Origin of the sequence: Streptomyces zingiberis (assembly GCF_012034935.1) — a bacterium.
GTDB classification, from domain to species: Bacteria; Actinomycetota; Actinomycetes; order Streptomycetales; family Streptomycetaceae; genus Streptomyces; species Streptomyces zingiberis.
Genome location: NZ_JAATEN010000001.1, coordinates 415881 through 429143 on the forward strand (window position 1 = coordinate 415881; position 13263 = coordinate 429143).

Genomic DNA, 13263 nt, shown 5'->3' on the forward strand with positions numbered 1-13263 from the left:
GCGAGAACTTGACCATATCGATCGGTTCCGCGACGGTCCGCGGGCCGCTTCCGGCGCCGCTCCGGCCGGTACCGGTCGTGCGGAAGGTCCCGTTCCGTACTCCACCGTGGTCGGCGCTCCTTCATTCCCCGTTCACCGGGGAGTCGCTCCGGCGCGGGCGCGGGCGCCTACGTTCGACGCGCGGAGACTCCTGATCCGGCTGGTTCCCCGGCCCGGGCCAGGAACACGGACGGAGGAGGAACACGTGCGGAGAATGCTGCCGCTGATCGGCTCGCACCCGGGTGGACGGTCGGCGATGACCTGCCGCTACCGCTGTGGGGACGCCTGTTTCCACGAGGCGCCCAACACCAGCTCGAACGCCTATGCCGGTGATGTCATCGCCGAGGCCCTGTCCCGCCGGTCCGTGCTGCGGGCCGGCACGGTCGTCACCCTCACCTCGGCGGCCGGCGCCGCCGGGCTCACGAACGCCCAGGGCGCCGGGGCGGCGGTTCCGGCCGCGTCCGCGGCAACGCCGGCGGCCGGTTCCGGACACCCCGGCGCGGCGGCGCGCGGGCTCCGCTTCACCCCCGTCGCGCCGAACACCACGGACGCCGTGACCATCCCGCGGGGATACGAGCAGCAGGTGGTGATCCGCTGGGGTGAACCGATCCTGCGCGGCGCCCCGGACTTCGACCCCGCACGGCAGTCCGCCCGCGCCCAGGCCGGGCAGTTCGGGTACAACAACGACTTCCTCACCCTGCTGCCCCTCCCCGGGGAGCGGGGCCACCGGCTCCTGGTCGCCAACCACGAGTACACCGACGAAGAGCTGATGTTCGCCGGTTACGACCCGGAACGGCCGACCCGCGAGCAGGTCGAGATCGCCTGGGCCGCGCACGGCATGTCGGTGGTCGTGGTGGCGGAGGAGCGGCGCGGCGGCGCCCTCACCCCCGTCCGGCGGCACCGGCTCAACCGCCGGATCACCGCGACGACGCCGTTCCGCCTCACCGGCCCGGCCGCGGGCGGGAAGCTGCTGCGCACCAGCGCGGACCCCCGCGGCACGGAGGTGCTCGGGACGCTCAACAACTGCGCGGGCGGCACGACCCCGTGGGGCACCGTGCTCTCCGGCGAGGAGAATGTCAACCAGTACTTCGGCAACGCCGAGCGGGTCACCGACCCCCGCACCGCCGCCGGGCTGAAGCGCTACGGCTTCGCCGGGGGCCCCAGCGAGCGCCGGTGGGAGGAGTTCGACCACCGGTTCGACCTGGCCCGGGAGCCCCAGGAGGCGCACCGCTTCGGCTGGGTGGTGGAGATCGACCCGCACGACCCGGACTCCGTGCCCCGCAAGCGCACCGCGCTGGGCCGGTTCAAGCACGAGGCGGCGCAGCCCCGGCTCACCCGCGACGGCCGTCCCGTGGTCTACATGGGTGACGACGAACGCTTCGACTACTTCTACAAGTTCGTCTCCGGCCGCCGGATGGCGCGCGGCTCGGGCCGGGCCGCCCGCGAGCACAACCTCACCCTGCTCGACCACGGCGCCCTGTACGTCGCCCGGCTCACCGGCGACAGCCCCCGGGACCAGATCGACGGCAGCGGAACCCTGCCCCGGGACGGCGAGTTCGACGGCTCCGGTGAGTGGATCAAGCTCGCCGAGGGGGACACCTCCTACGTCGAGGGCATGACCGCCGAGGAGGTCTACGTCTTCACCCGGCTCGCCGCCGACAAGGTGGGTGCCACCAAGATGGACCGCCCCGAGGACGTCGAGCCCAGCCCGCGCACCGGCCGCGTCTACATGGCGCTGACGAACAACAAGGACCGCGGCGCGGCCGGCAAGGCCGGTCCGGACGAGGCCAACCCGCGCAACGGCAACAAGCACGGCCACGTGCTGGAGCTGGCCGAACACCGCGACGACCCGGCGGCCCGCGCCTTCTCCTGGCGCCTCTTCCTGGTCTGCGGCGATCCGGAGCAGCCGGACACCTACTTCGCCGGCTTCCCCAAGGAGCAGGTCTCCCCCATCTCCTGCCCCGACAACGTCGCCTTCGACCCGCACGGCAACCTGTGGATCTCCACCGACGGCAACGCCCTGGGCAGCCACGACGGGCTGTTCGGGGTGGCCACACAGGGCCGGTACGAGGGCCAGGTGCGGCAGTTCCTGACGGTGCCCACCGGCGCCGAGACCTGCGGCCCCGTGGTGGAGGAGCGCCGGGTGCTGGTCTGTGTGCAGCACCCGGGCGAGGTGGACGGCGCGACCTTCGAGCGGCCCGCGTCCACCTGGCCCGACGGCCCGGGACGGGTGGTCCGCCCGGCGGTGGTCTGCGTCTGGCGCGCGGACGGGGGCGCGATCGGGGTCTGAGGCCCGCGATCGGGGCCTGAGGCCCGGGGGCGGGGGCCTGAGGCCCGGGGGCCCCGTCCCGGTGCCCGGGGCTCCGGGAGCCGCGCCCCGGCCCCTCCCCGCGGCTCCAGGGCCCGGGCACCGGGACGGGGCCGCCCCGCGCGCCGCGTCACAGGTCGGCGAGGCGCCGTTCCGCCGTGCGCAGGGAGCGTCCCCGGCGCGGCATCCCCGCCCAGGGGTCGGCGTCCGCGAGCCGGTCGCCGAGGGTGGCCATCGTCCAGCGGCGGGCGTGGAGCCCGGGGTCGTCCAGCTCCTCGCGGGCGATCGGGGTCGCGACCGGGGCCCCGGGGAGCGCGCGCACCGCGTAGGGGGCCACCGCGGTCTGGCCGTAGGCGTTCCGCTGGACATCCAGGTAGACCCGGCCCTTGCGGTCGGCCTTGCGCTGCTCGGTGGTGAGCCGGTCCGGGTGGCGCAGGGCCAGCACCTCGGCGGCGCGGCGGGCGAAGGCGCGCACGGTGCCGAAGTCCGCCTGCCGGTCCAGCCCCACGACGACGTGGAGCCCGCTGGAACCGGTGGTCATGAGCTGGCTGGGCAGCCCGAGGTCGTCCAGCAGGCCGCAGGTGCGCCGGGCCGCCCACCGCACGTCCTCGAAGTCCGCGCCCTCGGCGGGGTCGAGGTCGACGATCAGCCGGTCGGGGTGGTCCGGCCGGTCGGCGCGGGAGAGCCAGCGGTGCGGGGTGACACAGGCCTGCTCGGCGAGGTAGGCGAGGGTGGCGGTGTCGTCGCAGATCACGTGGGTGACGGTGGTGCCGTCCGCCGTGCGCAGCCCGGCCCGGCGGATCCAGTCCGGGAAATGGCCCGGGATGTTCTTCTGCACCAGCGGCGGCCCGCCGTCGATCCCGTCCGGGTGGCGGACCATCATCAGCGGGCGGTCACGGAGCTGCGGGAGCATCCGGCGGGAGACGGACCGGTAGTGGTCGACCAGGTCCGCCTTGGTGATGCCGTCGTCGGGGAAGAGGAGCTTGTCCGGGCGGCGAACGGTGAGCGTGCGTCTGCCGATCCGGATCTCTCGCGTCTCGGTCACCTCTCCCGCCTTGCCTCGCCGGGGCAGGCCAAACTCCGGCCGGGGGCCGGCACCGGGGCGGCACCGGTTCGGCGCACCGGGCGCCCGGCGGTCACATGCGGGGGAGTGCGGCGCGGCACGGGGGCGCGCGAGGGCTCAGGAGCGGCACGGCGGCGGGACGGGGCGCGCGGCGGTGCACGGCGGTGTACGGCGATGTACGTCGGTGTACGGCGGTGTGGCCCCCGGGTGGCCCCCGGTGGCCCGTCCGGCCTGGTCAGCGGCCCGTTCCGCACCCGTCCAGGACGAGATCCAGCAGCGACCGGCCGAACTCCTCGGTCGGCGGGCGCCGGCGCAGCAGCAACTGCACCCACAACGCTCCGGCCAGCGCGTCCGCCAGCGGCCGGGGGTCGAAGCCGGGCGGGAGCTCGCCCCGGGCGGCGGCCCGCTCCAGGACGGGCAGCCGCCTCACGAGGCGCTCGTCCAGCAGGGCGACCAGCAGCTCGCGGAGGGGCTGGTCGCGGGCCGCCCCGACGAGCGCGGCCTCGACGAGCGCCCGGGTGCGCTCCTCACGGAGCCGGTCGCGCAGGACCGCGGCGAGCGCGATGAGATCGCCGCGGAGGCTGCCGGTGTCGGGGGCGGAGAGCGAGAGGACCCCGGAGTGCAGCAGGCAGTCCCGCAGCAGGTTCTCCCTACAGCCCCACCAGCGGTAGATGGTGGTCTTGTTGACGCGGGCGTGCTCCGCGACGCGTTCGACTGTCAGTGCGTCGTAACCGCCGTCCGCCAGCAGGTCGAGGACGGCGGCGAAGATCTCCTCCCGTCTCCGTGGGCCCCGTTCACCGGCCGCCCCGGTTCCGCCGGACTCCCCGGTGTCGCCGGCCTCCCCGGGCCTCGCCGCCTCCGTGGGGTCCCCCTTCCGCGCGGGGTTCCCGTGGGTTCCCCGAGCCGTGTCCGCGGGCTCCCCGGGCATCTGTCCGCGCGCCGCGTGCAGGTCCGCCATCCGCCGCTCCTCTCCGTTCTCCCGGCCGTCGTCCCGGGCTTTCCGGGCGTTCCGGGGTGTGAAGACGTCCAGGGCAGCACGGAGCAAGGTTGCACTGCAAACGTGGCCCACGGTGCTGAGCGGAGGCCGGAGGCGCGTGAGGCGGCGGCCGGGAGGCGCGGTCCGCTGCGGAGGCTCCATCCGTTTCCGCGGCCCCGTTCCCCTTGCCGCCGGTTGACCTCAAGTGGACTTGAGGTCCGAGGGTGGTGGTGCGACCGCGGAGCGAATCCCGTTTCCGCAGGTCGTCGTGGTGCCGTCCGGTGGTCCGGCCTGTGTGGGCCGTGCGCCCGGACGGGGAGCACCCGGAAACCGTCCCGAGTCCAGCCGAGGAGTCACCGATGTCCGTCGCCACCAGCCCCTCCCCCTCCCCGTCGCCGTCCCCGTCGGCGGTCGCGGCTTCCGCTCCCTCTCCGTCTGCCCCGCTCCGGCTCGCCGTCATCATGGGAAGCGTCCGCGAGGAACGGTTCGGCGCGGGCGTCACCCGGTGGTTCACCGGGGTCGCCGGCCGCCGGGCCGGCCTGGAGACGGAGGTGATCGACCCGGCGGCGCTCCCCCTGGAGCTGACGGGGCCCAGCGAGCGCCCCGGCGAGGCGACCGCGCGCTCCCTGGCCGCCCTCCGCCCCCGGCTCGCGGACGCCGACGCCTTCGTCGTGGTCACGCCCGAGTACAACCACAGCTATCCGGCCGGGCTCAAGAACCTCCTGGACTGGCACTCCGCGGAGTGGCGGGCCAAGGCGGCCGGGTTCGTCTCCTACGGCGGCGTGTCCGGCGGGCTGCGCGCGGTGGAGCACCTGCGGCAGGTCTTCGCCGAACTGCACGCCGTGACCGTGCGGGACACCGTCAGCTTCCACAACGCCTGGGGACGGTTCGACGGGGACGGCCTCGCGGGCCCTGAGGGGGCGGGGGCGGAGGCCGCCGCGGAGAAGCTGCTCGACCAGCTCGCCTGGTGGGGCGAGACGCTGCGGGAGGCCCGCCGGCGGCGGCCCTACACGGGGTGAGGCGGCGGCCCTGGCCCGGCGCGGGGGCACGGACGGGACGCACGGCAGGGGCGGGGCCCGCGCGCAATAGTCCACACAGGGCGCCTGATCGTCCACGGCCGCCGCCCTAGCATCGTCAGCGATGCCGGCCGCGCGGCACCGGTGCGCACGCAAGGAACAGTTCGATCCCCCTCAACTCCCCCACATCGAACGGAGATTCCCATGCGCAGGACGAGCGCGCGATCCAAGCTGGCCGCCGCCGTGGCGGTGCTGGCGGCCACCACCGCCTTCAGCGGGCTGAACGCCGGCACCGGCGGTGCCACCGAGCAGGCGGCCGCCTCCCCCACCGGCGCCACCGCCTCCGCGATGGGCTTCGGCGCGGGCACCACGGGCGGGGCCGGCGGGTCGACCGTGACGGTCGGCAACGCGAGCGCCTTCATCAGCGCGGTGCAGAGCAGTGGCCCGGCCATCGTGCGGGTGAACGGCACGATCTCGCTGAGCTCCATGACGAAGGTGGCCGCGAACAAGACGATCGTCGGCGTCGGCACCTCCGGCCGGATCACCGGCAGCGGCCTGAACGTCAGCAAGGTCTCCAATGTGATCATCCAGAACATCGCCTTCAGCGGCTCGAACGACGACGCCATCAACGTCGAGTACTCGACGAAGGTGTGGATCGACCACAACGAGATCTCCGGCGCCAGCGACGGCGGCATCGACATCAAGCGGGCCTCGGACCAGATCACCGTCTCCTGGAACCGCAGCCGCAACCAGAACAAGAACATGCTGCTCGGGCACGACGACGGCAACGGCGGCGAGGACAAGGGCAAGCTGCGGGTGACCTACCACCACAACTGGTTCGACGGCACCACCCAGCGCAACCCGCGGGTCCGCTTCGGCAACCCGGTGCACGTGCTGAACAACTACTTCTCCAACGTCAGCAGCTACGGCGTCGCCTCCACGAAGGAGGCCGGGGTGCTCGTCGAGGGGAACTACTTCGAGAACACCAAGGACCCCTTCCACCTCGGTGAGGGCTCCTCGCCCGGCGGCTCGCTCCGGGCGGTCAACAACCACTTCGTCAACTCCGGTTCGGGCCAGCAGGGCGGCAACGTCAACGGGATCCCCTACGGCTACTCCGCCGACAGCGCGAGCAGCGTCAAGTCCAAGGTGACCGCGGGCGCCGGCGTCGGGAAGATCTGACCCGGGGCACCACCCGGCCGGGCGCGTACCGCCAGGCACGGCCCCGCGTCCGGCCGGTACGGCGGCGTGCGATCACGGGGGAACCGCGCACGCGGGCGTACGGACGCGGGGACAGGGCGCCGCCACGTGCCATCGGCACCAGCACGCACCAGCACGCAGCAGCACGCACCACCACGCACCACATGACGCGCGATCACGGGTGACCTCCGCGGCCGCCCCGGCCCGCGTCCTCCCCTCCGCGGGGCGGGCCGGGACGGGGCGGCCGCGCCGTTCGCCCGCGCACCCGGCGCCGCCGGGCGGTGCGCCGCCGGACCGTACGGACGGACAGCCCCCGGCGCATGAGCGTCCGGGGCGTGCCGAGGACCGGTGCCGAGAGCACCGGGGCTCTCGCGCCTCGCCGTGAGCGGTTCGCGGGCACCGGGCAGTGTCTCCCCGGCCGCTACCGGTTACCGGCCACCGGCCACCCGCCACCGACTACCGCCCCTGGCGCCTCGTCCGTCCCCCCACGTCTCCGGGCGCTCCGGGCGCGCGTGGCCGGCCGTCCCCGCCGGCCCTTGTGGGGGCGGCCACCCGCCGCTATCGTCCTCGATTCCCCGGCCGGATCGCCGCGGCGCGGTGGCCCGGGGTGTTTCCGACGACCAGCGAGGCACCATGGCGGAGCACGGGCCCGCGCGGGCGCGGCCATCGGACGGCACGGCGGACGGTTCGGCGGACGGCGCGAACCGCGGCCCGGAGGGAGCGGGGGCCGGGGCGTCACCAGAGGCGCACGGAACGGGCGGCGCGCCCCGGCGCGCGGTGCGGTCACCGCGGCGGCACGAGCGGCGGCCGGGACCGCAGGACCCCGCCGGGCGGAAGAGCCCCGGGCGGCAGGAGCGGCACGAGCCGGACGGGCGCCTCCCGCGCCATCCGGACCCGCGCCATCCGGACCTGCGCCGGCCGACCCTCGGGCTGGTCACCGCCAACATCCACCTCGGTGTCGGCGCCACCCTCTGGTCCGGGGTGAGGGCGGCGGCGGAGCGCAACGACGTCAACCTCCTCTGCTTACCCGGGGGGCCGCTCCGCCCGGGTGGCCCCCGGAACGCGCTGTACGAGCTGATCGGCCCGGACCGGCTCGACGGCGTCATCTGCTGGACCTCCGCCCTCGGCCTCCCCGCCGACGGCGACCGGGCCGAACGGCTCGCGCGGCGGCTGCGCGGACTGCCGGTCGTGAGCCTCAACCGCGGTCTCGACGGCCACGAGACGCTCTTCGTGGACAGCCACGCGGGGATGCGGGACGCCGTCGGTCACCTCGTCGGCCACCACGGCCGCCGCAGACTCGCCTGTATCCGGGGGCCACTGGTCCACCCGCTCTCCCTCGACCGCTACCGCGCCTACACCCACGCGCTGGCCCGGCACCGCATCCGGCTGGACCGTTCCCTGGTCTCCGCCGCCGTGGACTTCGGCGGCGGAGCGGGCGCCTCCGCGATGCGGGTGCTCCTCGACGTCCGCGGGCTGCGCCCCGGTGTCGACTTCGACGCCGTCCTCGCCTGTAGCGACATCCTGGCCGCCGACGCCCTGCGCTTCCTCACCGGACGCGGGGTCCGCGTCCCCGAGGACGTGGCGGTGGTCGGCTTCAACGACTCGCCGGAGGCGCGGCTCGCCGATCCGCCGCTGACCTCCGTGGCGCTGCCCTTCGCCGAACTCGGCGCGCTGGCCGTGGACACCCTGCTGGCCCGGTTGCGCGGCGCCCGTCCGCCGGCGCGCAGCGTGGTCGCCGGCCGGCTGATCGTCCGCCGCTCCTGCGGTTGCCCCTCGCCCCTCGTCAGCCAGGGCGCCGGCACGCCGCCGGACCGCCCGGGCGGGGCCGCCGCGCCGCCGGGGACCCGGCCGGAGGCCCGGTCCCCGTTCGATGAACTGCCGTACGGGGGCGCCGAGCTGGCCGCGGCGCTGGAGGCCGATCTGGCGGCCGGCCCGGCGACGGACGCGGCTGCCACGGACGCAGCCCCGGCGGCCGGGGCTCCGGCGGCCGGACCGGCGCCGGCCGCAGCCCCGTCCGCCGCCCCGCTCACCGCGCCGGCGGCCGGGGCGGGGCCGGGCGGTACCCCGGCGGACAGGACCGCGGCCGACGGGGTCACGGCCGAGGGAGTTACGGCCCAGGGAGACCCGGCCGACGGGGACCCGGTCACCGGAATCCCGGACGGGCCGCGTCCGGTGGCCGCCCCGGAGGCGTCATACGGTGGTGCCTTCCTCCCTCTGTTCGAACGGATGGCCGCGGGAGGGGTGCGGACCGCCGAGGACGCCGCGGTCTGGGACGCCGCCCTGCTGCGGGTCCGCGCGCTGCCGTCCGCCACCTGGCCCGGCGCCCTCCGGGCGCGCGTCGAGCGGCTCGTCGCCCAGGCGCGGCTGATGGTCGCCGACAAGGCCCACCGCCTGCTGGAGGCCGAGCGCTGGGCGGAGGAACAGGAGTCCCGCCGGCTCCGTGAGCTCAGCACCGCGCTCACCACGGCCGTGGGCAGGGACGCGCTCACCGGGGCCCTCGACCGTCACCTCCCGGGCCTCGGCGTGGGCGGCTGCCGGCTGGTGCTGCACCAGGACGGGACGGCGGGCTCCCGGACGGCGGACGGGGAAGCCGCCGTGGTGGACGTCCTCCGCCCCGCGGCGGGGCTGCCGGACCACCCGCCGCCGCCCGGCGACCGGCGGCGCACGCTCGTCGCCGAACCCCTCCACATCGGTGCGGAGCAGCTCGGCTTCGCCCTGTTCGACGCCGGGGGCCGCCGCGACTCCGCCCACCGCGACGGCGCGCTGTACCGCGCCCTCGGCGACCAGATCAGCGCCGCGCTGAAGGGCACCCGCCTCTTCGACGAGGTACGGCGCGCCCGCGACGCCGCGGAGCGGGCCAACCGCCTCAAGACCCGGCTCCTGGACAACGCCACCGACGAGCTCCGCACCCCCGTCGAGGCGATCCTCCGGCACACCGCGTCCGCCGGGGACCCCGGGGCCCGGGCCGCCGCCCTGCACACCGCGCACGAGCACGCCGGGCGGCTGCTCCGCCTCATCGACGACCTGCTGGATCTCTCCCGCTCCGAGATCGACGCCCTCGATCTGACGCGCCGGCTGCTGGACCCCCGTCCGCTGCTCGCCGAGGTCTTCGCCGCCGTCGCCCCCGCGCGGCCCGGCGGTGACGGCCCGCGCCTCCGACTGCCCGCCCGTCTCCCGGCGGTCAGCGCCGACGGCCCCAGGCTCCGGCAGATCCTGCTCAACCTGCTGAACGCGACGGCCGACGGCCCCGCGCCCGGCGGTCCCGCCGCCGGGACCCCCCGGGCCCGCCCCGCGGTGGCCGCTCCCGGGCCGGGGGGTCCCCGTCACCGGCTGACACTGACCGCCACCGTGGAACCGCCGCTGCTCGTGGTGCTCGTCACCCGCCCGGAACCCGTCCCGCACGTCCCGCAAGGCCGGACCGGTGGCGGCGGAGCGCCCGGTCCCGGCCCCGGACCCGGCGTACCGGGCAGCGGCACCGGCGCGGGCGCCGGACCACGGACCGGCCGAACCGAGCGGACCGCCCGCACCGAGCGGACCGCCCGCACCGGTGACGGCGGCGAACCCGTCCCGCCGGAATCACCCGGCGAACCCCACCGAGCCCACCGAGCCGACGGAGGCGACGAGCCCGACGGAGGCGACGAGCCCGACGGAGGCGGCGGCGGAACCAGCGAAGCCGGCGGAACCGGCAGCCCCGGCCCGGCCTCCGCCGCCCACGAGGAACTCTTCGAGCCCTTCGCCTCCGGAGCCCCCGGCATGCGGCTCGGCCTGGCGATCGCCCGCCGTCTCGCCGTGCTGCACGGCGGTTCCGTCACCGCCCACACCGGCGGCGGCACGTACGGCTTCCGGCTGGAACTGCCGCTCCCCACCCCGGCGGACGCCCCTGGCGCCGCGTCCGTCCCGGGGCGGGCGGCGCACGGCCGGACCCTGCTGATCGCCACCGCTGCCGCGCCGCCGCGCGAGGTCACCGCGATCGCCCGGCGCACCGGGCTGCGCCCGCGCCGTCTGCACCCGGACGACGACATCGCCTCCCTCGTCACCGGCCGGGAGGACGGCGACGGGTCCCTCGCGGTCCCGGCCGCCGTCGTCTGGGACACCGTCCGGGTCCGACCGCAGGAGTGGTCGCCCGTCCAGCGGCTCCACGACCATCCGGCGCTCCGCCACACCCCGTTCCTGCTCTACGGCCCGGCTCCCGGCCGCGATCTGGCGGAGGCGCTCCGCGCACTGCGCCCGCCCGGGCTGGCCGCCCCGGTGGTCGTCGTGGACGGGGACACGGCGTCCCGGGAACGGCTGCGCCGGCTGCTGACCGGGGCGCTGCCCGGCCACGCCGTCCGCACGGCGGGCGACGGCACGTCGGCGCTCGCCCTCTGCGCGGAGGAGGCGCCCTGCCTGCTCGTCGTCTCCCGCGAACTGGCCGACATGGACGGCTTCGACGTGGTCGAACGGGCGTATGAGGCGGCTCGGCGGGAATGGGGGCGGGAGCAGCCCGCCGTGCCCGTCCTGATGCTCAGCGCCGCCGGTTTCACCCGCGGTGACGTGCGCCGGGCCGAACCGCACCCCGGCCTGATGCTGCTGGGCCGGGACATCCTGACCGAGGAGGAGAGCGCCGGCCTGCTGGACCGGATGGCGCACCGCGGCGAGGGACCGCACCGCGGTTACGGTCCGGTGCGCCACGCCCTGGCCCACATCGAACAGCACTACCGCACCCCGCTCTCGCGCCGCCAGCTGGCCCGCGCGGCCGGCGTCAGCGAGAACCACCTCGGCCGCCTCTTCCACCGCGAACTCGGCCTGACCCTCTGGGACTACCTCACGCGGCTGCGCGTCCGGCGGGCCAAGGAACGGCTGCGGCAGAGCGACGACAGCGTGCAGACCGTCGCCCGTGCGGTCGGCTTCCACGACCGCGCCTACTTCAGCCGGGTGTTCCGCAAGGTCACGGGCGTGGCCCCGCACGTCTACCGGGAGGCGTCCTGACCCCGGCGGTGGGCACCGGCCGTCCGGCTCACCCGTCGGCTCACCCACCGGGCTCAGCCCACCCGGCTCGACTCCGGCAGGGCGGGCCCCGCGGTCTCGGGCGGTGTCACGGGCGCGGCCGGGGACTCCGGGGCCTCCGGGGGCGGGGGCCGGAGGATGCCCGCCGTGAAGACGGCCGTCACACAGAACGCCACGGGCAGGAAGAAGGTCAGGTTCAGCGGCATGAGCCCGGTCATCGGGCCGATCACCGCGGGGCCCGCCAGCATCCCGAAGTATCCGAGCCCCGCCACCCGCGAGACGTTCGCACCGGAGGCCTCGCTGTCCGCGTGCCCGGCGGCGCTGAAGAACTGCGGGACGCAGCCGGAGAGCCCGATGCCGAACACGGTCCAGCCGGCCAGGGCGAGCGGCACCCAGGGCGACAGCGCGGCGGTGGACAACCCGGCCGCCGCCAGCGCCGCCCCGTAGCGCACCACGAACACCGGGCCGAAGCGGGCCGAGACGCGGTCCGCCGTCAGCCGGCCGACGGTCATCGCCGTGGCGAAGGCGCCGTACGCGAACGCGGCCGTCGCCGCCGGGGCGTCCAGCACGGTCTGGACGTGCAGCACGCTCCAGTCGTAGGCCACACCCTCGCTGAGCATCAGGATCATGGCCAGCAGCGCCAGCCCCCACACCCGGCGGGGCGGCCGGCGCCTGCCCGTCCGGGGCGCGGCGGACCGGCCGGACTCCGCGGTGCCGCCGGCCTTCCGGCCGTCCGTGCCGCCCTTGCCGTCCGCCTCGCCGGCTGTCCCGCTGTCCGCCCCGCTGTCCGTCCTGCCCTCGGGGTGCAGCAGGGAAGGCGCCATGAGCAGCGCGGTCAGCACGCCCAGCGCAGCGACCCCGCCCAGGGTGAACGGCAGGCTCCAGCCCCAGCTGATCGTGCGGGCGCCGACCAGCGCCGCGAACACGCCGCCCACCGAGAACACGGCGTGGAAGGCCGACAGCACCGGCCGCCGGTAGCCCCGCTCCACCTGCACGGCATGGGTGTTCATGCTGACGTCCATGCAGCCGTTGCCGAAGCCGAACAACACCATGGCCGCGGTCAGCGTGAGGAGATCCCCGGCGAAGGCCGGCAGCGCCAGGCCGCCGCTGCACAACACGCCCGCCAGGGGAACGGTCCGCCGGCTGCCGAACCGGTCGCTCAGCGGCCCGAAGAGCCGCAGCCCCGCCAGCGCCCCGGCCCCCATCGCCAGCAGCAGCCAGCCGAGCACCGCGTGGGAGATCCCGGCCCGGTCCTCGACGGACGGGATGTGCACCACCCAGAGGCCTATGACGAAGCCGTTGAGCCCGAAGTAGCCGAAGGTGGCCAGCCGGGCCAGGCGCAGCGTACGGCTGGGCCGCGAGGGGGGACCGCCCGGCCCGGCCTGCCCGGTCTCACCCGCGTCACCGGCTCCACCGGCCCCGGCGGCCGGCACGGCCGGTCCCGGGTCCCCGGCCTTCCCGTCCCCGGCCTTCCCGTCCCCGGCCGACGGCAGGCCCGCCACCGGCGCGACCACCCCGGCGGACGGCGCTTCCGCCACGGCCGGCGCGGGTGGCTGACCGGCGGGGGCGTCCCCGCCGGCGGGTTCACCTCTCCCCTGGTGCGATCCATCCGTTCCCCGGGCACCATCCGTACCTTCCGCACCGTCGCTCCGCATGGAAACAGGTTAGCGACCAGGGG

General features: G+C 76.1%; 7 protein-coding genes. 4 read left to right on the top strand and 3 right to left on the bottom strand.

The genetic code is table 11. The features are described from left to right. Positions 1-244 precede the first annotated feature (244 nt). Positions 245-2329, top strand: a complete 2085-nt coding sequence (locus tag HCK00_RS01820; RefSeq protein ID WP_168099911.1) for a PhoX family protein — start codon at positions 245-247, stop codon at positions 2327-2329. Between the two features lie 148 nt (positions 2330-2477). Here HCK00_RS01820 and ligD read toward each other — a convergent pair whose 3' ends face one another. Next, positions 2478-3392 (bottom strand): non-homologous end-joining DNA ligase, encoded by a 915-nt coding sequence (ligD, locus tag HCK00_RS01825; protein ID WP_168099912.1) that lies wholly within the window; start codon positions 3390-3392, stop codon positions 2478-2480. 253 nt (positions 3393-3645) lie between these two features. Beyond that, complete coding sequence (locus HCK00_RS01830; protein ID WP_168099913.1) at positions 3646-4368, bottom strand: TetR/AcrR family transcriptional regulator; 723 nt, start codon at positions 4366-4368, stop codon at positions 3646-3648. Between the two features lie 377 nt (positions 4369-4745). On the opposite strand from HCK00_RS01830, the gene HCK00_RS01835 reads away from it, so the two are divergent. The 3 genes from HCK00_RS01835 (at position 4746) to HCK00_RS01845 (ending at position 11567) form a co-directional block, all read left to right on the top strand. Next, positions 4746-5405 carry an NADPH-dependent FMN reductase gene (locus tag HCK00_RS01835; protein ID WP_168099914.1) on the top strand — a complete coding sequence of 220 codons (660 nt, stop codon included), beginning with the start codon at positions 4746-4748 and terminating at the stop codon, positions 5403-5405. Positions 5406-5606: 201 nt separating this feature from the next. Then, positions 5607-6581 (top strand): pectate lyase family protein, encoded by a 975-nt coding sequence (locus tag HCK00_RS01840; RefSeq protein WP_168099915.1) that lies wholly within the window; start codon positions 5607-5609, stop codon positions 6579-6581. A gap of 795 nt (positions 6582-7376) precedes the next feature. Further along, a complete protein-coding gene (locus tag HCK00_RS01845; RefSeq protein WP_168099916.1) occupies positions 7377-11567 on the top strand; it encodes a substrate-binding domain-containing protein in 4191 nt (1396 codons plus the stop codon). Positions 11568-11620: 53 nt separating this feature from the next. On the opposite strand, the gene HCK00_RS01850 is transcribed toward HCK00_RS01845, so the two are convergent. Then, entirely contained in the window at positions 11621-12928 is a 1308-nt protein-coding gene (locus HCK00_RS01850) for an MFS transporter (RefSeq protein ID WP_168100022.1), read from the bottom strand. Positions 12929-13263: the final 335 nt, after the last annotated feature.

Excerpts from the sequence above, each read along its gene's own strand:
- HCK00_RS01840 (WP_168099915.1), top strand. The coding sequence starts at position 5,607 with ATGCGCAGGACGAGCGCGCGATCCAAGCTGGCCGCCGCCGTGGCGGTG.
- HCK00_RS01835 (WP_168099914.1), top strand. The coding sequence starts at position 4,746 with ATGTCCGTCGCCACCAGCCCCTCCCCCTCCCCGTCGCCGTCCCCGTCG.
- HCK00_RS01830 (WP_168099913.1), bottom strand. The coding sequence starts at position 4,368 with ATGGCGGACCTGCACGCGGCGCGCGGACAGATGCCCGGGGAGCCCGCG.